Here is a 19,707-nt window from a genome sequence, read left to right as displayed (position 1 = left end):
TAAAAAGAAAATATTCAGGATTTTATTATTTTTAAGTGCCCTGCTCAGACTCAGTTTTATCTTTTTGCCTCAGGTCCCAGCCGGATTTTTTGTATCTGCTGATGAACATAGGCCATGTTCCGAGAAGTAATATGCCTGCGAGAAGGATTCCTGCATAGACAAGGGGATTCATATTCGCCCCGGCAGGCTGAAAGAATCCGATGACGAATGCAAGGACGCTGGCAATGAGGCCGAGAGACGCAACAACGCCCATCGCGGGAACCCTGAAACCTCTTTTTTTATCCGGCTCCGTTTTCCTGAGCCGCATTGCGGAGAGGAACATCATCACGTACATGATGAGGTAGAGCTGGACGCACATCGCCGATAGTATCCAGAACGCCTCCTGCACCGAGGGAATAAATGCAAAGAACAATGCCAGAACCGTTACGGCAGTTCCCTGTACCAGCAATATGTTCTCCTGCATTCCGTTTTTGTTGGTCTTCTGGAACCACGGTGGGAGATAACCCTCCTGTCCGACCAGGAGAAGCCCTTTGCTCGGACCGGGAATCCAGATAACGACAGATGCCAGAATTCCTATAACGATAAGAGCTGCCATAACATGCGTCCCCCACGCGATTCCGACATAAGAGAACATGACGTCGAATGCCTGGAGGACACCGGTTGTCAGGTTGATTCCTGATGCCGGGAGGCATACCGATATTGCCAGGGTCCCTGGGATGAACACCAGGAGAATAAGTATGCAGGCAAGAAGCATTGCCTTCGGGAATGTCTTCTCCGGGTTGTGCATATCGGTGACATGGACAGCGTTCATCTCCATTCCTGCGTAAGAGAGAAAATTGCTTATGATAAGCACTATACTTGCAAACCCTGCCCATACCGGGATGAAGCTGGCCTCGGACCCGGTTATATACGACTTTCCTCCTGTCGATATGAAGACGACTGCCAGTACTACGAGGACTAAAACTGGAATCAGCGTACCTACAATTAACCCCTTGCTTCCGACCTGCGAGAAAGTCTCCACGCCTCTTAATGCCAGGTGGTTTGCAATCCAGTAGACCGCAATTATGACAATTCCCACGAACAAACCGTTGTTTGCCAGCCCCGGGTCGAATATATAAGCGAGGGCTGCGGCAAAGAAGGCGAGCTGGGCGGGAAACCACACCACGTTCTGTACCCACTGCTGCCATATGGCGAACATTCCTGCGTTTCCGCCGTATGCTGCGTTGACCCACCCGAATACTCCTCCTTCCCAGCCGCTTGCAAGTTCGGCAGATACGAGGGCGGTCGGAATAAGGAAGACAACCGCAGGGATCACGTATAGGAGAATCGATGCCAGTCCGTAGGGTGCCATTGCAGGCAGACCGCGTATGCTTGCGACCGCGACGGTGGTCAGGAGGGCCATCGTTATCCAGTTGATTGCCTTTGGGGGAGTTGGTGCCGTTTTGTTTTTGTCGCTATTATCTCTCAATTCAGCTCACCTGCTATTATATTCACTTCAGGTTTTTCGTCCTATAGCACAAGTATGATTCCGATTCTATGCTCTGTGAACTTATTTTGGAATATATCGTCATTTTTCTGAGATTAGTATAAATGTGTTGTCATTGGGCTGCTATGATACGGAATTCTGAAATTTCCTGTTCCTGAGCTTTAAAAAATGAAGAAGATATTGTATCTTCAGTTTTCCTGCTTCGCCGCGGGTTTTTCTTTTGGCCTGAGATCCCATTCGGGTTTTTTAAATTCATGCAGAATGAACGGACCCGAACCAAGGATGATGATACCTATGAGAAGTATTCCTGCATAGAAAAAAGGGTTCAGGTTCTCTCCTGCCGGTTGTATGAAGCCGATCAGGAACGCGGCGACACTCGCTATTACACCTACAGAGGCTACAAGCTTCATCGCGGGGACACGGAATCCGCGTTTTACATCCGGAGCTGTCTTACGTAGGCGTATAGCCGTCAGGAACATCATTACATACATTATTAGATAGAGCTGAACTGCCATCGCCGACAATATCCAGAAGGCCTCGCCTACAGAAGGTATGAGTGCATAAAATAGTGCGAGTGCAGTGACGATCAGGCCCTGTACGGCCATTATGTTCTCCTGCATCCCTGCCTTGTTAGTCTTCTGGAACCACGGCGGAAGATAGCCTTCCTTTCCTACAAGGAGCAGGCCCCTGCTTGGACCGGGAATCCATGTTACGACCGATGCAAGTATGCCGATGACGATGAGGACTGCCATCAGTGTAGCTCCCCATGTAATTCCTATATGAGCAAAAAGGGTCTCGAATGCCACGAACACACCTGTTGTCAGGTCGATCTGTGATGCAGGAAGGCAGGTTGCAATAGCCAGCGTTCCGGGGATGAAGATAAGAAGTATAAGGATCGAAGCCAGGAGGATCGACTTGTGGAAGTTCTTCCCCGGGTCGTGCATGTCGGTGACGTGCACTGCGTTCATCTCCATGCCTGCAAATGACAGGAAATTGCTTATTATAAGAACGACTCCGGCAAAGCCAGCCCATGCGGGGATGAAACCTGAGGCCGAGACACTCATCTGCGGCTGCCCCCCGGTCCCGATAAATATTATTGCGAGGACTACAAGGGCAAGTACCGGTATTAGTGTACCAATAATGAGCCCTTTACTTCCTATCTCCGAGAATGTCTTAACACCTCTCAGCGCCAGGAGAGTAGCTATCCAGTATACAACTATGATGACGGCCCCGATGAAGACCCCGCTTCCTGCCAGCCCGGGGTTGAAGATGTATGCAAGTGCGGATGCGAAGAAGGCGAGCTGTACAGGGAACCAGACGACATTCTGGATCCACTGCTGCCAGATGGCGACCATGCCGGCCCTGCCGCCGTATGCTGCATAGACCCACCCGAATATACCTCCTTCCCATCCGCTCGCGAGTTCGGCTGCCACAAGTGCCGTAGGGATAAGGAAAACGACGGCAGGGATCACATAGAGGATGATGGAGCCCAGCCCGTATGGTGCCATCGCCGGAAGGCCGCGTATGCTTGCGACCGCGACGGTGGTCAGGAGGGCCATCGTTATCCAGTTGATGGTCTTTGTCTGTTTTACTTCAGCCGGTCCGGCCTTATCTTCATTTGTCATGGTCTGACCTCTTCAGTGATGGAATCCGGACCCCGACTTCTCGTCGTGAACCGGTTCCGGCTGGCTCTGAAGTATCGGAAGCTGGCGCTTTAAATCGTCGAGGAAGAGGTCTGCCAGGTCTTGTGAGAGGCCTCTCCTTACCACTATGCGGAGTGCTGCGAGATCGGTCCTGTTAGCCGGGAACGTGTACGCAGGAATGAGCCACCCGCGTTCCCGCATCTTGTTCGATACGTCGAATACAGAGAAATTTTTCACGCTGTCCCTGAGTTTGAACGCGAAGACGGGTAGTTCATCGCCTCTTGTAATAAGTTCGAACGGTCCGAGATTTTCGATCTCTTTCGAGAGGTACATTGCTACCTCGCGTGCATAACCCTGTACCTTCGTATACCCGTCAAAGCCGAGGCGGAGGAAGTTGTAGTACTGGAGTATGATCTGGGAACCGGGTCTTGAGAAGTTGAGAGCGAATGTTGGCATGTTCGATCCCAGATAGTTGACGTAGAATATCAGGTCTTCGGGGAGCATCTTTGCGTCTCTCCAGACAACCCACCCCACACCCGGGTATACGAGCCCGTACTTGTGCCCGGATGTGTTGATCGATGCAACTCTCTGGAGGCGGAAGTCCCATATCAGGTCCTGGTCGAGGAAGGGCGCGATCATCCCGCCGGAGGCTGCATCCACATGGACGGGGATGTCGATCCCTGTTTTCTCATGGAACTTGTCCAGTGCGCCGCAGATCTCCTTTACCGGCTCGTATGATCCGTCAAATGTGGAACCAAGTATTGCAATGACCCCTATGGTATTTTCATCGCAGAGTTTTATGGCCTCCTCGGCGGAGAGGTGGAAGCGGTTTCCTTCCATCGGGACGAGACGCATCTCGACGTCCCAGTAGTTCGCGAACTTCTCCCAGCAGACCTGCACATTGATCCCCATAACGATGTTCGGATTGTCGATAGGTTTTCCTCCGGCCTTTCTCTTGTGCTGCCATCTCCTCTTCATCGCAAGGCCCCCGAGCATTGCCGCCTCGCTCGATCCTGTAGTCGAGCACCCGGTCGAATTGTCGGGATCTGGTGAATTCCAGAGGTGGCTGAGGATACTTACGCACCGCATCTCAAGTTCGGCGGTCTGCGGGTATTCGTCCTTGTCGATCATGTTCTTGTCGAATGTCTCGGACGCGAGTTTCTGCGCCTGGGGCTCCATCCATGTGCCGACAAATGTAGCGAGGTTCAGCCTTGCATTTCCGTCCAGCATCAGTTCGTCGTGAACAATCTGATAGGCCAGGTCCGGGCTCATCTCCTTTTCGGGCATTGAGCACCTGGGAATACTCCTGAAGCCTTCCTGTGCGAAAATCGGATCAATTCTTATCTCTTTTGCATTATGTTTAGGTCCTTTCGGATGTTTTAGTCCCATTTTTCATTCCTCCAACAAAAAAATGAATCAGGAGTTCCGAATCAAATAGTTCAAAGGATCCCGGATGCCTGATTCGTTCGAAATTTTCTGTTAAGCTGACAGTATGAAATTCTGGTATTTAAATGTTCTTTTTGGATTATGGTTTCTTCTCAATTAAAGGTCTCAAAATTAAGATTGCAATGTAAAGAAAGAAGTTTTTTCTTATCATAGTGCTCAATATTTAACAGGACTTAAAAGTTAGTAATAATGTCTTTACAATCCGATATAACCTCGTTCATGGTTTCGAAAAGATTTAACACAATATATAAAATGTGATGTTTATGGCAACTGATGATATTGTAAATTACTGGAAAGGAAGAGAGATAGTCTACAAGCCGATAGGAGTGATACATTCCGAGCACACCGAGCAGGAGAATACACCGATCCAGGGAATATTCAACCCTTCTGTGGGTGAAATTGAGTTGTACCCCGAGTATGAGACCGGGCTGAAGGATATAGAAAAATTTTCACATCTCATTCTTTTGTACCATTTCGATCGCTCCACAGGCCCTAAGCTGATCCAGGAGCCTTTCCTGGATGGTGAGAACCCGAAAGGGATCTTTGCGATCCGTCATTTCAACAGGCCCAATCCTATCGGATTCTCGATTGTCGATCTCCTTGGTGTGAAGGGAAACAGGCTGAAGATCGGTTCGGTCGATATCCTGGACGGAACACCGTTGCTTGACATCAAGCCGTATGTATACAGGTTCGATCACCGCGAGGAGGTAAAGAGCGGCTGGGTGGATGAAAAGCACCTTGACGATATCGAAGAGTGGAATGCCACCCCAAAAGAACTGAGAGACCGGGAAAGAACCAAGGTTGAATGATATTGGAAATAAATTTCTCATCATCCAAAGCATCCGGAAAAATTCTTTTTTATCAACGAATCAAATGAAATTGTTTAATATGCCTTAAAAGTAAAACTGAATCGTATGGTTAAAAAATTATTGGCTGCAACAGTCGGCCTTCTGCTGGTTTTTGCCGTATTACTGTGCGGATGTACCGGATCAGGCGATTCGGGCACCGTTCAGGCTGAAAATACATCCGGCGAAGAGAGCCTGCTGGTATACTGCGGCGCAGGAATGAAAGCCCCGATGCAGATCATCGGTGAAAAGTTTACTGAAGAGACGGGAATTCCGGTAACATACAATTATGCAGGGTGCGGTCAGCTCCTTGCCCAGATGGAGCTTACACAGATGGGGGATGTCTTCATGCCGGGAGCAACACTTGAGTTTAATAATGCCATGAAAAAGGGATATGTAGGAAATGAATCCCTTGTGGCATATCATATCCCGGTCATCGGTGTGCCTTTGGGAAATCCCGCAAACATAACGTCACTTGAAGATCTCACGAAAGAGGGCGTAAAGGTCTCCATGGGTGAACCGGACAGCATGGCTCTCGGAACGATTGCAAAGAACATTTTCAACAAGAGCGGCATCCTTGACGAGGTAATGGATAATGTCGTTGTCCAGAGAGCGACCGTGAACGAGATTGTAACCGACATAACACTCGGCAATGCCGATGCAGCGATTATCTGGTCGGATCTCTACAATCCTGAAACAATGGAGATAATTGAGATACCGCGTTCGCAGAACCTGATAAAGATTATTCCTATTGGAACTCTGACATTCTCCGATCAACCGGAGACAGCCCAGAAGTTTGTAGATTTCGTTGCCTCGGATTCAGGCGGCAAAGCCGTATTCGAGGAATACGGATTTATCGTGTATCCGAATTCGGAATATGCGGACATCACCCCATAATATTTTTATTTATGAAGCCTGCAGTTTTTGTGTTTTCAGGAATCTGTTCTTTTGGCAATATTTCTGCAGGAATAACCGGCATAACAGATTAAGAGGAAATTTATGTATATATCTGTAAATGGATGGTCCAGGATTTTATTGACCGGAAAGGTGAGTGGCATAAGTGAGTGATATCAGGCATTCCAGGCTCAAAAGGTTTTCAATAGGTGTCGGGGTATTCGTTACGGCTTTCATACTGGTCGTGCTCCTGCTGATTGTTTCATATCCAGGGCCGGAGGCGTTAGTCTCATCGATATTTTCGGACGAGATGATGTTTGCGATCTACCTGTCGATCGTAACGTCAGTGACTTCGACCGGGCTCTGCATACTTTTTGCCGTTCCGGTTTCTTATGCACTCGCAAGATATGAATTCCCCTTCAAGAATCTGATCAACACGTCAATCGATCTCCCGATCGCACTTCCTCCCCTTGTGGCAGGTGTGGGCCTTCTTCTTCTCTTCGGGCAGACAGCTCTTGGGAAAGGTCTTGCAGCGGCGGGAATAGAATTCATATTCACTCCTCTTGGGATAATCGTGGCGCAGTTCTTTGTAAATCTTCCGTTCATGGTGCGAATCCTGAGATCTACGTTCCAGTCGGTAAGCCCTAGGTACGAATATGTCGCGAGAACTCTCGGGTGCAGTGAGCTTCAGGCATTTATAAAGGTCACACTTCCGATGGCAAAGAACGGGTTTTTTGCAGGAACCGTGATTACCTGGTCGAGGGCTATAGGAGAATTCGGGGCGGCTTTAATGGTCGCAGGGGCAACGAGAATGAAAACCGAATCGCTTCCTGTTGCGGTGTTTTTGAACATGTCAACAGGTGATCTCAATATGGCAACGGCTGCCGCGACCATTCTGATAATTATTGCAATCATCTCATTGTACGTGTTTGAAAGATACGGGGGAACCACTCAGATCTAAAGGTGTAGCCTATGCTGGAATTAAAAGATATTTCTATTAAACTGGGTGAATTCTCCCTTGAGAAGATAAATCTCAGTATCGAGAAAGGTGAATACGTGGTTATCCTCGGGCCTACGGGGGCCGGAAAAACTATTGTCCTCGAAACTATTGCAGGGATATATCCGCCTGATTCAGGGAGCATCGAACTGAACGGAGAGGATATCACTTTTGCCGACCCGAAGGACAGGAACATCTCAATGGTATACCAGGATTATATGCTCTTCCCGCACCTTTCCGTGTATGAAAACATCGCCTTCGGTCTTTCGGTGAAAAAAAATCCGGCAGACGAGATTGAGAAAAAGGTGTCCGAGGTTGCGGGGATCCTCGGGATCTCGCATCTCCTTCACCGGTCCGTTATTAATCTCAGCGGTGGGGAGAAGCAGAGGACTGCAATATCGAGGGCGATCGTGATGGAGCCCGATGTTCTTCTTCTTGATGAACCTCTCAGCGCACTTGACGTAAGAACCCGGGAAAGGCTCAGAAAAGAGCTTAAGAGACTTCATATGAGGTTTAAGACTACCGTTCTCCATGTGACCCACAACTTCGAGGAGGTCTTCTCCCTTGCCGATCGTGTTGCAGTCCTCAACCAGGGAAAGATAATACAAACCGGTGTCCCCAATCAGGTGTTTTCACAGCCCGAATCGAAGTTCATTGCCGAATTCGTGGGCACGGAGAACATATTCCGCGGTGATATAACATCCGGTTCAGGCTGTTCTGTTATTACGGTCGATGGGCTTGACATTGTATCCACTGCTACAGGAATTGAAGGGAAGGTCTATGCCTCAGTGAGGCCGGAAGACATAATGCTCTCAAGGGAACCTTTGAAGACACCTGCAAGAAATTCATTCGAAGGTATTGTAGAAAGTATCACCAACAACGGAACAATGGTCGAGATCAGGGTAGACGCAGGAATCCCGTTTGTTACCGTCCTTACGAGAAGAGGATTCAGCGATATCGGAATAATGGAAGGGGATTCGGTCTTCCTGACCTTCAAGGCTGCTGCTGTTCACGTATTTTCGTGATCTTTCAGCTCTTCATGCCTGCCAGTTCTGATACTGCTTTATCGATTGCATTGCAGGCAGACCGTGTGTCAACGGAGGCGACACCGATCATCACTTTTTTTCCGTTTAATGATGTTTTCACGGAGACTATGCCTTCGTTCTCCCCGATCTTCCCGGCGATCTTTCCGTAATCCATGGGAATATTCTCGAAAACACCGGAAAAAGTTACAATTGAGGCACCTGCAGGAGCTCTTTCATCCTCCTCCAGTTCTTTGACAAGCCCGCCAAGAGTATAATAATCATCGAATGCATCGAGCGATTCGGTTACGTCATCGACCGTCGGGTCTCTCAGCAGGCATTCGCCGGATTCCAGTTCTCCCTTGACTATCTTTTTGAATCCGTACTCCTTGAACCCCTCGATTATCGCATACTTCATCCCGAGGTCACAGAGAATTTCAAGGGATTTGTCAAGGTTGTCATCCCTTACTGTAAGAACGGTCTTTTCCGCGTCAACTCCCGCAACACATTCGGCACCGTGCTCGTAATGTGTCGTCGTATCCTTTCCTTCAGAGAGCTCAAAGATGTGGTGGCCCATGTGCTTGATTACTCCGACCTTTCCCGGAAACATTACAGTCATTCTTTCGAGAAGGCGGTGTATAAAATAGGTTTTGCCGGAGTTTGAACGTCCGACTACCTGAATTACTTTCATCCCAAAACAGTCCTTACCGCGTGCTCACTGAATGAACCGGGAAGGGAACATTTCCTGATTCCATCTCTTCAAGGACTTCGTCGATATGGATTATTTCGCTGTAGTCCGAACCTGCGAGGCAGTACCCGGATTTATCTATGGCCCATACCGGGTATTTTATTGCAGCATCCGGGATGTCAATTGTGGGGAGCTTCCTGAAATTCAGGAGGTCGTGCGGATTTCTCTTAAGATCTCCGGCGATCTCCTCAAGCTCTTCAACCCACCGTTTCAGCTCTCTTACATCGACCTTGTTCCATCTGAGTATCTGGTTGATCTTCATATATGCGTCGCGTTCGAGAAGAACGACATTGACGGAAGATTCGTTGCCGAGATAGAATTCAAAGAAATCTGCTGCATCATCAAGTCTTTTTGCCAGGAAGTCCAGTGAATTGCCAACCCCGCTGATTCCGAACTTTATTTCCTTTTCGCCGAGGGAGTCCATCTTCTCCAGGTCTTTTTTCAGATCCTGTAGAACTCCTGTAATCTCTTTGATCTCAGTCACATTGTTCCTGAATTTCTCATGAATCTCTGTCAGGAAAAATGCGGCCTGCTCTTCTGCACCCATGGGATATTATTATGGAAAGACAGGGATATAATCGTTTCAACATCCAGCCGTTAAATGGACTTTTTCTTTTAATGGCCGGATTGTTGCTGGAAATGAAACCTTTTTCTAATTAACTGGTAAAAAATAATTAGATCTACACATATGCTGCAGGTGCTGTGGCCTTTCCCGGAGAATTGTTTATGAGAGTTGTAAAACTTACGCCAAAACCGCGAAAAAATCCCAATCTTCCCGTAGAAGCAGAATCAGTAATCCCCGAACACTTTATGGATGAATCATTCCGCGACCTCAGTGTATGGGAGGGGAACAAGGAGAGAAGCTTTTGTGATTTCTTCGATATAGAAATTGCCGGCGAAGCTTCTTCCTCTGAAGATATCGAACTTGTGCTTGCAGGTGAGACCAGGACTTTAAAGCGTATCGGCGAGTATATGGCCGCAGGAAAGATCACTGTCGAAGGTGATATCGGAATGCACTGCGGGAATTTCATGAGCGGCGGGATAATTGAGATCATGGGAGATGCGGACGGGTGGCTCGGCCGCGAGATGAGGGGCGGAAGGATTCTGTGTCACGGGAATGCAGGCCATTACTGCGGATCGGGGTACCGCGGAGAGAAGAGAGGAATGCGTGGAGGCGTCCTCGAGGTGATGGGAGACACAGGTGATTTCTGTGCCGAATTCCTTGCAGGCGGAGAGATCATAATTCACGGAAGCTGCGGCGATATGACGGGAGTCGATATGAGAGACGGCATCCTTAAGGTCTACGGCGAATGCAGAAGGGCCTGCGGGAACATGAAGGGCGGCACTGCATATTTCTTCGGGAAAGTGAATGAAATGCACCCGACATTCAGGGATGAAGGGGAGACGGACGTCGACGGGAAAATAATGCATTATTTCACTGGTGATGTGGCAAACCGGGGGAAGGGCTCCCTTTACGTAAAAGAATATGAGTACTATTAGTTTGAGTTTTTAAGCCCGAAAATTTATTATTTTTTGAATAATTTCATTTCTGTCATTTTTTGTTGTGAAGCTCAGCCTTCAGCCTGTCGATCGCATCCATCATGGCTTTGAATGCCTCCTGCCTGTGCGATGCAGCAACGGCAATGTAGGTAACGTCGTCGCTGGCATATAACCTCCCTTTGCTGTGGTAGAAACGGACTCCCAGAACTCCCGGAACTTTCTCCATATCCTTCCTGATTTCAGCAATTATCCTGTCAATATAATCATAATCGGAAAAATCCATGTATTCGGTTCTCTCTTCGCCGGTGATCTCCCTGACAATTCCGTTGAAGTGGAGGTAACACCCTGTTTTAGGGATATCGACTTCCTCCTTGAGCTCTTTCACAAGGCCCTGCATCGTGTAATGGTCGTCGAATTTGTCGAGTGCCTCAATCATTTCATCCGCAGATGGATCTTTAAGGATGCAGTTCTCAGCTTCAAAATCCCCAAATACTGCCTTTTTGTAATTTAACCCTTCAAATCCCAGAATTATCGCATAAAATATTCCGGAATCGGAAAAAAGATCGAGGGTGCCTGAGAGATCTCCATCCTTTATTGCAACGATCGTCCCTGCATCATGAACTTTTGCGGAATATGGAGCATTACATTTCGATTCCGGCAGTTCTTCTGCTCCTGAATCACAGATGACACCGTTTTTTCCCGGATTGAGAACTGAAAGTTTTTCTATAAATTCTGCAATTGCAGTGTTATTTTCTGGATGGGAATCTCCTGTTATGTGGATGATCTTCATATAACCAGATCTGCACGATTAATATTTTCTATTTTCTGTTGATTCCCGGCAAGGCAATCCTGGTCTCATACCTGCGGTAGATTTGCCGGTTGAATCATGATCAAACTAGAAGTATCTGCCTGATACAATGTCGGGTTGTTATGCGTGTATCTTTTTTTCTTATTTTTCTCATAAAGAAGACAGGAAATCCGGCTCGCATAATCCCCCTTTTCTTATGTTCTGTGAATTTAGTTCCCGGGCTACATTTGTTTTTCCTAAAAAACGCAGAAAATCGATTTCTTCGGGGCGCACAATGCGATCACGATTTATCATCAATTATTGCCATAAAGAGTATTACTAAATAGTTATTCATGTATTACGAACGGCCGAATAATATCAATATTACGGTTTTTGTCGAAATTCGTTCGACTTTTACCTTCTATTTTATTAGTATTATATTTGTTTTTATTAGGAACGCTTATATTCTGAGATATGATATTGTACCTTTGTCCCATGCGGGGACGTGCAGTAGTGATTAACATCGATAGCGACAGCATCCGCTGTCAGAGTTCAGTGAAAGTAAGGCATTGCACAAAGGGTATAGGAGGAAAATAAATGGCAAAATATTCCGAAACAATTGATCTCTATTCAGATGACGGAAAAGTCCTGAAGAGCAACGTAAACCTCGGTGCTATCAGTCCGCTTGTAAACCCGGCAACACTTAAGCTCATCGACTTAACCAAGAGGAGCATTGCAGTTAACCTTGGTGGAATCGAAGCAGCACTTAAGACCGGAAAGCTTGGAAAAGGCGGAATGATCATGGGCCGTGAACTTGACCTTCCGATTATGGCAAACAAAGACGCCATCGTCGCAAAGATCAAGGACATGCTCGATGTTGAAGGCGAAGGAACAGTTATAAACGAGTACAAGGGTGGAAACCTCCTTCTTGTAGAGGCTCCAAAGGCCCGTCTCGCAGCAGCATCTACATACGATGCAGCATTTACAGCAGTTGCAGCAGCAACAACCTACGCAATCGTCGACCAGTTCGACATCGATGCATTCAATGCATCAACCGTAAAGGCGGCAACATTCGGTGGATACCCGCACACGATGGACCCCGAAGGAGCACTTGTAACATCAGTCCTGAGCAACCCACAGAACAATGAGGGTCTCGGATATGCTCTTCGTAACATCGGTGTCAACCACTTCGTTATGATGACCGGCAGGAATGCAATGCAGGGTGCAGCTCTTGCAGCCACACTCGAGACAGCCGGAGAGTTCGAGATGGGCGGTGCAATCGGCCCGTTCGAGCGCCACATGCTTCTCCAGTACGCATATCAGGGTCTTAACGCAAACAACATGGTCTATGACCTTGTTAAGGAGAACGGTAAGACCGGTACAGTCGGAACAGTAGTTCAGTCACTTGTCGAGAAGGCAATCGAGGACAAGGTAATCGTCCCCGGAAAGAAGGGCGGATACTTCCAGTTCTACGACACGAAGGACCCGATGATGTGGAACGCATATGCAGCAGCAGGAACAATGGCCGCAACAATGGTCAACTGTGGTGCAGGACGTTTCGCACAGGCAGTTTCATCAACACTGCTCTACTTCAACGACCTTCTTGAGCACGAGACCGGTCTCCCGTCGACCGACTTCGGTCGTGTAATGGGAACAGCTGTCGGTTTCTCGTTCTTCAGCCACTCGATCTATGGTGGCGGCGGTCCCGGTATCTTCAACGGAAACCACGTAGTTACACGCCACGCAAACGGCTGTGCAATTCCGTGTGTAGTTGCTGCATGTGCACTTGATGCAGGTACACAGATGTTCACCCCTGAGGGAACATCGGCAGTTATGGGCCAGACCTACGGTCAGATCCCAGAGTTCAACAAGCCGATCCAGCAGATCGCAAACGGAGTCTGAATAAACCAGATTGACAGATTGGAATGACAGAAAGCCAGAAACACTATCCCCAGTGCAAAATAGTCCCTATAAGGATGCTCTCTCCGGAAACAGCTGAGAAATTCCTTAACCTTATTGTCAGGGTGAAAGGGATCAGGAGGTTCGTAATAAACGGACCTTCTCTTCCCAAAACCGTACCTTATGGTCCTGCAAGAGGTAAACCCAATCCCAATTCAAACAGGAGAGTTATACAAATAGGGGATACAGAGACGGAGCTTAGAGTTCAGGTCGGGGTTATCATACTCGAGGTTGAAGAAAGATCCGTTATTGATGAGATCCGAAAGGTCACATCAGAATTCTTTGAAGGCAAATTTTCCTGCCAGGTAATGGAAGGAAAGTTCATGAAGACAGAGCCTACTACGAGTGATTATGCAAAATACGGGCCTAATGCGGACGAGATGATTTTGGGATTGGTCGATCCGCGTAAGAAGGAGGGTCCGGTTATCATACAGGGTTTGAAATAAATATGCCGATTGGCCGGGTCACACAGGTTGTAGACTGCCGCGAAAGTATGGGTATGGGAAAGGGCGGAGGCCTTGCCCAGAGAGGCACTATTTCGGAGTGCCGTTATCCTGATATAATAGTAGTCGGTATGTCTCCCGGCAGGAGGCATGTAACTAAACCTGTATGCGATATCACATCAGGTCTCAGGAGAGAAGGAGTTGAGTTTTCCGTAAGCACGCTTGTCCTCAATGCGGGAAGCGGTGTGCCTTCGGATGCTCCCGGAATCGCAGGTTCGGTTCTTGGGGCCTATTTCGGTCTCAATGCAAAAGAGATCTCGCAGATTGAACAGCACAAGGTTGCGATACTTCATCACGGGAACGTAAGATCCCATGTTGTTGAGAAGGTTCGCTTTATCCTTCAGCATTGTGAAATCAACGCGATTCTTGTTTCCCAGGCGCCTGTAGACTACGAAGATCTTGCAAAGGTCGGAGTAAAGACGGCATACGTCATGCCTGACGAGAAAAATATTCGCACTAAGGGAAAAGTTGTTGCGATTGTCAGCGGGGTTACCCGTGGCCAGACACCAACAAGAGAAAATCTGGCAGAAGTGATTTCAGCTGTTATGAAAACGATTAAAGAATAATTTGAGGTGAAATGAAAATGGCATACACACCACAGTATGGACCAGGTACATCAAATGTTGCCGCAAACAGGCGCAAACAGATGAACCCTGCAGTCCAGTTAGACAAGGTCCGTGACGTAACCGATGAGGACGTCGTTCTTATTCTCGGTCACCGTGCACCAGGTTCTGCATACCCGACGGCACACCCGCCGCTTGCAGAGCAGCAGGAACCCGACTGTCCAATCAGAAAGATTGTAGAGCCCACAGAGGGAGCAAAGGCAGGAGACCGCGTCCGTTACATCCAGTTCGCAGATTCGATGTTCAACGCACCTTCACAGCCGTACCAGCGTACATACACAGAATGCTACCGCTTCCGTGGAATCGACCCCGGTACACTCTCCGGACGTCAGATTGTAGAATGCCGTGAGCGTGACCTTGAGCAGTATGCAAAGTGGCTCATCGAGACAGAGATGTTCGAGCCAGCACTCGTCAGTTGCCGTGGTGCAACCGTGCACGGACACTCGCTCCGTCTTGCAGAGGATGGAATGATGTTCGATATGCTCCAGCGCTGTATCCTCGAAGACGGTGTTGTAAAATACCAGAAGGATCAGATCGGAGAGCCCCTGGACCGTGCAGTAGAAGTCGGAAAGCCGATGGACGATGCATGGGTAAAGGACCACTCGACAATCTTCCACTCACTCGTAGGAACTGCATACCGTGATGATGCAGAATACGTCGAATACATCCAGCGCATTCACTCGCTGAGGACTAAATACGGCTTCATGCCGAAAGAGGAGTGATATAAATGGGAAAAATTGAGAGATCACAGAAACTCTTCCTCAACGCACTTAAGGAGAAGTTCCAGGGAGAAGACCCCGAGTCAGTAAAGACAACATTCTACAACTTCGACGGTGTCCGCCAGTCTCCGCGTAAGCGCGAGTTCATGGCAGAGGCAAAGAAGGTAGAGATGAAGCGTGGAATCTCCATGTACGACCCCGAGCACTGCCACCTTGGCGGACTGCCCATGGGTCAGAGACAGCTCATGACCTACCAGGTTTCACAGACCGACGTCTTCGTAGAGGGTGACGACCTGCACTTCGTCAACAACGCTGCAATGCAGCAGATGTGGGACGACATCCGCAGGACCGTTATCGTAGGAATGGATCTTGCACACGCAACACTCCAGAAGCGTCTCGGAAAGGAAGTTACACCTGAGACAATCAACGAATACCTCCACATCCTCAACCACGCAATGCCCGGTGGAGCTGTGGTTCAGGAACACATGGTCGAGACTCACCCGGGAATCGTCGATGACTGTTACGTAAAGGTATTCACAGGCGACGACGAGATGGCCGATGATATCGAGCCCCAGTTCCTCCTCAACGTCGACAAGCTCTTCAACGCAGAGCAGGCAGAAGTTCTCAAGAAGCAGGTCGGAAAGTCGATGTACCAGGCAATTCACATCCCGACAATCGTCTCAAGGACCTGTGACGGTGGAACAACCTCAAGATGGTCAGCAATGCAGATTGGTATGTCCTTCATCGCAGCATACAGGATGTGTGCAGGTGAGGCAGCAGTAGCCGACCTTTCATTCGCAGCAAAGCACGCCGGTGTTATCCAGATGGCAACCCACCTGCCCGCACGCCGTGCCCGTGGACCTAACGAACCCGGTGGAATCAAGTTCGGTCTCTTCTCTGATATCATTCAGGGTAACCGCAAGTACCCCAACGACCCCGCAAGGGCATCCCTTGAGGTAGTCGGTGCAGGAACAATGCTCTTCGACCAGATCTGGCTCGGATCATACATGTCCGGTGGTGTCGGATTCACACAGTACGCAACAGCAGCATACACCGATAACATCCTTGATGAGTTCACATACTACGGTATGGACTACCTTAAGGACAAATACAGCGTAGATTACACAAACCCTGACCCCGCAAAGCTTATAAAGCCGACACAGGAGGTCGTCAACGATCTTGCAACAGAGGTTAACCTCAATGCAATGGAGCAGTATGAGCAGTACCCGACAATGATGGAAGACCACTTCGGTGGTTCACAGCGTGCGGGTGTAATGGCAGCAGCATGTGGTCTTACATGTTCGATCGGTACAGGAAACTCCAACGCCGGTCTGAACGGATGGTACCTTTCGATGCTCATGCACAAGGAAGGATGGTCACGTCTCGGATTCTTCGGCTACGATCTTCAGGACCAGTGCGGTTCAGCAAACTCGCTCTCAATGGAGCCCGACCGCGGTCTGATTGGAGAACTTCGTGGACCTAACTACCCGAACTACGCAATGAACGTCGGTCACCAGGGAGAATACGCAGCTATCGTCGGTGGTGCACACTACGGACGCGGAGATGCATTCTGTTTCAACCCGCTCGTAAAGATCTGTTTCGCAGACCCCTCACTGACCTTCGACTTCGCAGAACCCCGCCGCGAGTTCGCAAAAGGTGCAATCCGCGAGTTCATGCCCGCCGGAGAGCGCTCACTGATTATACCTGCAAGGTAAGATCAACACAATATTTTTTTTCTTAGATCCAAAAAATCGGACAATTGACGGTTTTATCTCCTGATATGGCCGTAGCGTCTTTTTTTAAGGCAGATGCCTTTCGAAAGCTTTAATAAACTACTAATCGACTTATTTCTGAATCCAGAAAGGGTTTCGTGTTGCATGTACTTTAGTGTGTGCGGCACACAGGAGGATGCCTGAATGGAAGAGTTGTTATTTGGCATCGGTATAAGTGCTATAGCAGGCGCTCTGGCGACAGTGTCCGGAGCTGCGGAGGATACTGAATCTGATATCGGTTCACAGGGTGACCCGAACTCGCAGGTTCAGCTGGCTCCGCAGATGGGTTATATTCACCGTATATTCAGTAAAGCTATATCCGGCGAACCCCCCGCGTACGGACTCTGGATTACGCTTGGAGCAGGTCTTGCATGGGCGCTCATGGCGATCAACTATAATCCGGTTCTTGCGATTATCCTTGGATCGGCAATTGCCGTATTTGTCCAGGGTGTATATGCTACAACAGCATACCTTGGAAGGACAGCAAGTCTGGCAAAATTTGAACAGCCGGTCTATATCGACGTGATAAAGTCGGTTACGACCGTGACTATGGCACATGCATTCGTAGCTATTTTTACATGTGTCACGATGTGTTTCCTCATGGTAAACGCTCTCGGACACCCCTTCCCGCTCCCGCTCATGGGTCTCGTATGGGGTATCGCTCTTGGTGCAGCAGGTTCTGCAACAGGTAACCCGTTCTACGGCAAGGAGCGCCAGTACCAGTCCCAGAAGTTCGGTGCAGGTGTACCGATCTCGGCATCAGGTAACATTGTCCGCTACGCAGAGGCAGGACAGCGCAGTTCACTCGACAATGGATGGTTCACATCCAAGCTCGGCGGCCCCGCATCCGGTGTCTGTTTCGGACTTATCGTATTCCTCGAACTGTGGCGTACAATCTTCTTCGAAGAGTTCGCAAGCGGTTGGGGAGCAGTTATCGCAGGTATAGTCCTGATTCTCGTATTCATGGCAATCGACAGGTACATTGAGAAATGGGCCCGCAAGACATACGGACCTTATACTGAGGAAAAGACTGAGGAGGCGGCCTGAATGTCTGCACTTGGCGGTGGATCCGGCGGCGGAGAGGGAATGACCCCTGTCGGCATCGTTGTTGGTATTATTTTACTCATTGCAGCACTTGCAGCAATGTATGTAATCTCACCAGGCTTTGCATTTACGTCTCTTATACTTGTGATCGTTGGTGGTCTTCTCATCGGATTCGGAGTTCACTTCGTTCCGGTCGGAGGAGCTCCTGCAGCTATGGGTCAGTCACCTGGTATTGCTACCGGTGTTACAATGCTTGCAGCCGGTGCGGGTCTCGCAGGCCTCTTCGGAGGAGCATGGGCAGCCGAACTCGGGTTTGGTGTTGCACTTGCCGGCGGAGCGATTGGCGGCGGACTCATGATGGCAGTCACATGTCTTATGGTCAACGTAGTATACGTCTGGGGTATGGGTGTACCTGCGGCATCAGGTAAGGTCGCAAAGGACCCGATTACAGGCGACACGTTCGAGGCCTACAAGTCACAGGGTACCGAGGGTCACGGTCTTCCGTTCGTCTCCTACGTAGGCGGTGTTATCGGAGGATGTCTCGGTGGTCTCGGCGGGACTCTGATCTATGTCGAGCTTCTCGGAGTCTATGAGGAATTCCTTCCTGCATCTATGGGAGCATCTGCAGAAGCAGTTCTTCCGATTGCAGTAGGAATTGCAGGCATCATTGCTGTAGGTATGTTCCTTGTCAACGCGGTTATCGCTGCATACAACATCACGGGAACAATCGAAGGTCCGCACGACCCGAAGTTCAAGAGATTCCCCCGTGCAATTATGGGATGTGCAGTGGCTTCGGCAATCTGTGGACTGCTGGCAATAATTATGGCGGTAATGTGAGGTGTTAAAAAATGACAGTAGCAATTACAGCATCTGAAGGCGGAATGCCCCACAACAAGGTTCTTGCAATAGGACTTATTGGAGCAATTGTGTGCCTTTATCTCACCTACGTAAACGCATACCTGCCCCAGCCTTTGTTCTCATTCTTCGGCGGACTTGCAGCAGTGCTTGCCCTCTGGTGGGGTACGGATACTATTAAGCATCTCTGCAGTTACGGTCTTGGTACCGGTGTTCCGTCGGCAGGTATGATCGCACTCGGTTCGGGAGTTATTGCAATGCTTCTCGGAAGCAAGCTCAGCGCAATGGGATTCATATCCACACCACTGATTATCCCGATCGGAACGGTTATTATTGCCGCAATTCTTGGAATTATCATCGGTTTCATCTCTGATAAGATCGTCAACATGAACATTCCTGTCCTCATGGTTTCTCTCGCCGAACTCTGTATGGTTGGTGCGATCATAATCATGGGACTTACTGCAATGGCAACAGGAACATTCGTGTTCGCAGATCTGGTGTCAGGTTCTACCACATTCTTTGGAGTTGTAATGTTAGATACCACCTCGTCATATCTCGGCGGCTGCGTTATCGCTGTCGTATTTATGCTTGGTGCATTAGGTGTTCAGCATGCATTCAATGCATGTCTCGGACCTAACGAGTCACAGGACAGGACACTCATGCTTGCAGCAGAGTGCGGGTTCCTTAGTATGATCACCGTATCTATCATATCCTTTGCATTCGTGAGCTTCCTTTCAGCAATTCTCTCGTTCATCATATCAGTTATTGGATGGGTGTACACATACCGCAAGTACTTCGAGCTCTCAAAGCGTGATGCGTTCATGTGGCTTGATGCAAAACCGATTCGTGAGAAGGAGGCCTGAA

Annotated in this window: 19 protein-coding genes; 13 read left to right on the top strand and 6 right to left on the bottom strand. The window is 48.8% G+C overall.

Going from position 1 to position 19,707, the window contains the following annotated elements:
* Nucleotides 1-31: 31 nt before the first annotated feature.
* The 3 genes from MPET_RS12265 to MPET_RS12255 form a co-directional block, all read right to left on the bottom strand.
* Nucleotides 32-1,468: an APC family permease gene (locus tag MPET_RS12265; RefSeq protein ID WP_013330353.1), complete on the bottom strand. Its 1,437-nt coding sequence runs from the start codon at nt 1,466-1,468 to the stop codon at nt 32-34.
* A gap of 206 nt (nt 1,469-1,674) precedes the next feature.
* The gene (locus tag MPET_RS12260) at nt 1,675-3,111 is read right to left on the bottom strand and encodes an APC family permease (protein WP_013330352.1); all 1,437 of its coding nucleotides are present in this window, start codon (nt 3,109-3,111) and stop codon (nt 1,675-1,677) included.
* Nucleotides 3,112-3,123: 12 nt separating this feature from the next.
* Nucleotides 3,124-4,518, bottom strand: coding sequence for a glutamate decarboxylase (locus tag MPET_RS12255; RefSeq protein WP_013330351.1), 1,395 nt, complete (start codon nt 4,516-4,518; stop codon nt 3,124-3,126).
* Between the two features lie 320 nt (nt 4,519-4,838).
* On the opposite strand from MPET_RS12255, the gene tsaA reads away from it, so the two are divergent.
* The 4 genes from tsaA (at nt 4,839) to wtpC (ending at nt 8,336) form a co-directional block, all read left to right on the top strand.
* The gene (tsaA, locus tag MPET_RS12250) at nt 4,839-5,384 is read left to right on the top strand and encodes a tRNA (N6-threonylcarbamoyladenosine(37)-N6)-methyltransferase TrmO (RefSeq protein WP_013330350.1); all 546 of its coding nucleotides are present in this window, start codon (nt 4,839-4,841) and stop codon (nt 5,382-5,384) included.
* Nucleotides 5,385-5,489: 105 nt separating this feature from the next.
* Nucleotides 5,490-6,317: a molybdate ABC transporter substrate-binding protein gene (gene modA / locus MPET_RS12245; RefSeq protein ID WP_013330349.1), complete on the top strand. Its 828-nt coding sequence runs from the start codon at nt 5,490-5,492 to the stop codon at nt 6,315-6,317.
* A 163-nt stretch (nt 6,318-6,480) separates the two neighbouring features.
* Nucleotides 6,481-7,275 carry an ABC transporter permease gene (locus MPET_RS12240; protein ID WP_013330348.1) on the top strand — a complete coding sequence of 265 codons (795 nt, stop codon included), beginning with the start codon at nt 6,481-6,483 and terminating at the stop codon, nt 7,273-7,275.
* 11 nt (nt 7,276-7,286) lie between these two features.
* Nucleotides 7,287-8,336 (top strand): tungstate ABC transporter ATP-binding protein WtpC, encoded by a 1,050-nt coding sequence (gene wtpC, locus MPET_RS12235; protein ID WP_013330347.1) that lies wholly within the window; start codon nt 7,287-7,289, stop codon nt 8,334-8,336.
* A gap of 4 nt (nt 8,337-8,340) precedes the next feature.
* Here wtpC and MPET_RS14910 read toward each other — a convergent pair whose 3' ends face one another.
* Nucleotides 8,341-9,024: a molybdopterin-guanine dinucleotide biosynthesis protein B gene (locus MPET_RS14910; protein WP_013330346.1), complete on the bottom strand. Its 684-nt coding sequence runs from the start codon at nt 9,022-9,024 to the stop codon at nt 8,341-8,343.
* A 13-nt stretch (nt 9,025-9,037) separates the two neighbouring features.
* The gene (locus MPET_RS12225; RefSeq protein ID WP_013330345.1) at nt 9,038-9,628 is read right to left on the bottom strand and encodes a hypothetical protein; all 591 of its coding nucleotides are present in this window, start codon (nt 9,626-9,628) and stop codon (nt 9,038-9,040) included.
* Between the two features lie 179 nt (nt 9,629-9,807).
* On the opposite strand from MPET_RS12225, the gene MPET_RS12220 reads away from it, so the two are divergent.
* Nucleotides 9,808-10,581 (top strand): formylmethanofuran dehydrogenase subunit C, encoded by a 774-nt coding sequence (locus tag MPET_RS12220; protein ID WP_013330344.1) that lies wholly within the window; start codon nt 9,808-9,810, stop codon nt 10,579-10,581.
* A gap of 52 nt (nt 10,582-10,633) precedes the next feature.
* Here the strand turns inward: MPET_RS12220 and MPET_RS12215 are convergent, their stop codons facing one another.
* The gene (locus MPET_RS12215) at nt 10,634-11,371 is read right to left on the bottom strand and encodes a molybdenum cofactor biosynthesis protein MoaE (protein WP_013330343.1); all 738 of its coding nucleotides are present in this window, start codon (nt 11,369-11,371) and stop codon (nt 10,634-10,636) included.
* Nucleotides 11,372-11,965: 594 nt separating this feature from the next.
* Between MPET_RS12215 and mcrB the strand changes: the two genes are divergently transcribed.
* From mcrB to mtrC, 8 genes are all read left to right on the top strand, one after another.
* Complete coding sequence (gene mcrB / locus MPET_RS12210) at nt 11,966-13,270, top strand: coenzyme-B sulfoethylthiotransferase subunit beta (protein ID WP_013330342.1); 1,305 nt, start codon at nt 11,966-11,968, stop codon at nt 13,268-13,270.
* Between the two features lie 23 nt (nt 13,271-13,293).
* Nucleotides 13,294-13,773 (top strand): methyl-coenzyme M reductase operon protein D, encoded by a 480-nt coding sequence (gene mcrD / locus MPET_RS12205; protein ID WP_013330341.1) that lies wholly within the window; start codon nt 13,294-13,296, stop codon nt 13,771-13,773.
* Between the two features lie 2 nt (nt 13,774-13,775).
* Nucleotides 13,776-14,396, top strand: a complete 621-nt coding sequence (mcrC, locus tag MPET_RS12200; protein WP_013330340.1) for a methyl-coenzyme M reductase I operon protein C — start codon at nt 13,776-13,778, stop codon at nt 14,394-14,396.
* Nucleotides 14,397-14,413: 17 nt separating this feature from the next.
* Nucleotides 14,414-15,175, top strand: a complete 762-nt coding sequence (gene mcrG, locus MPET_RS12195; protein WP_013330339.1) for a coenzyme-B sulfoethylthiotransferase subunit gamma — start codon at nt 14,414-14,416, stop codon at nt 15,173-15,175.
* Between the two features lie 5 nt (nt 15,176-15,180).
* Nucleotides 15,181-16,887 (top strand): coenzyme-B sulfoethylthiotransferase subunit alpha, encoded by a 1,707-nt coding sequence (mcrA, locus tag MPET_RS12190; RefSeq protein WP_013330338.1) that lies wholly within the window; start codon nt 15,181-15,183, stop codon nt 16,885-16,887.
* A gap of 201 nt (nt 16,888-17,088) precedes the next feature.
* Nucleotides 17,089-17,991 (top strand): tetrahydromethanopterin S-methyltransferase subunit E, encoded by a 903-nt coding sequence (gene mtrE / locus MPET_RS12185; protein ID WP_013330337.1) that lies wholly within the window; start codon nt 17,089-17,091, stop codon nt 17,989-17,991.
* On the top strand, nt 17,992-18,825 hold the full coding sequence (mtrD, locus tag MPET_RS12180; protein WP_013330336.1) for a tetrahydromethanopterin S-methyltransferase subunit D: 834 nt from the start codon (nt 17,992-17,994) through the stop codon (nt 18,823-18,825). It abuts the gene before it with no gap.
* Nucleotides 18,826-18,836: 11 nt separating this feature from the next.
* Complete coding sequence (gene mtrC / locus MPET_RS12175) at nt 18,837-19,706, top strand: tetrahydromethanopterin S-methyltransferase subunit MtrC (protein ID WP_013330335.1); 870 nt, start codon at nt 18,837-18,839, stop codon at nt 19,704-19,706.
* Nucleotide 19,707: the final 1 nt, after the last annotated feature.

The sequence above is a fragment of the Methanolacinia petrolearia DSM 11571 genome (assembly GCF_000147875.1).
GTDB classification, from domain to species: Archaea; Halobacteriota; Methanomicrobia; order Methanomicrobiales; family Methanomicrobiaceae; genus Methanolacinia; species Methanolacinia petrolearia.
The sequence above is the reverse complement of the archived record's forward strand: the minus strand, read 5'-3'. Positions and strand labels throughout refer to the sequence as shown.

Coding starts and splice junctions, on each gene's coding strand:
- MPET_RS12260 (WP_013330352.1), bottom strand. CDS start 3,111: ATGACAAATGAAGATAAGGCCGGACCGGCTGAAGTAAAACAGACAAAG.
- MPET_RS12255 (WP_013330351.1), bottom strand. CDS start 4,518: ATGGGACTAAAACATCCGAAAGGACCTAAACATAATGCAAAAGAGATA.
- tsaA (WP_013330350.1), top strand. CDS start 4,839: ATGGCAACTGATGATATTGTAAATTACTGGAAAGGAAGAGAGATAGTC.
- modA (WP_013330349.1), top strand. CDS start 5,490: ATGGTTAAAAAATTATTGGCTGCAACAGTCGGCCTTCTGCTGGTTTTT.
- wtpC (WP_013330347.1), top strand. CDS start 7,287: ATGCTGGAATTAAAAGATATTTCTATTAAACTGGGTGAATTCTCCCTT.
- MPET_RS14910 (WP_013330346.1), bottom strand. CDS start 9,024: ATGAAAGTAATTCAGGTAGTCGGACGTTCAAACTCCGGCAAAACCTAT.
- MPET_RS12225 (WP_013330345.1), bottom strand. CDS start 9,628: ATGGGTGCAGAAGAGCAGGCCGCATTTTTCCTGACAGAGATTCATGAG.
- MPET_RS12220 (WP_013330344.1), top strand. CDS start 9,808: ATGAGAGTTGTAAAACTTACGCCAAAACCGCGAAAAAATCCCAATCTT.
- MPET_RS12215 (WP_013330343.1), bottom strand. CDS start 11,371: ATGAAGATCATCCACATAACAGGAGATTCCCATCCAGAAAATAACACT.
- mcrB (WP_013330342.1), top strand. CDS start 11,966: ATGGCAAAATATTCCGAAACAATTGATCTCTATTCAGATGACGGAAAA.
- mcrD (WP_013330341.1), top strand. CDS start 13,294: ATGACAGAAAGCCAGAAACACTATCCCCAGTGCAAAATAGTCCCTATA.
- mcrC (WP_013330340.1), top strand. CDS start 13,776: ATGCCGATTGGCCGGGTCACACAGGTTGTAGACTGCCGCGAAAGTATG.
- mcrG (WP_013330339.1), top strand. CDS start 14,414: ATGGCATACACACCACAGTATGGACCAGGTACATCAAATGTTGCCGCA.
- mcrA (WP_013330338.1), top strand. CDS start 15,181: ATGGGAAAAATTGAGAGATCACAGAAACTCTTCCTCAACGCACTTAAG.
- mtrE (WP_013330337.1), top strand. CDS start 17,089: ATGGAAGAGTTGTTATTTGGCATCGGTATAAGTGCTATAGCAGGCGCT.
- mtrD (WP_013330336.1), top strand. CDS start 17,992: ATGTCTGCACTTGGCGGTGGATCCGGCGGCGGAGAGGGAATGACCCCT.
- mtrC (WP_013330335.1), top strand. CDS start 18,837: ATGACAGTAGCAATTACAGCATCTGAAGGCGGAATGCCCCACAACAAG.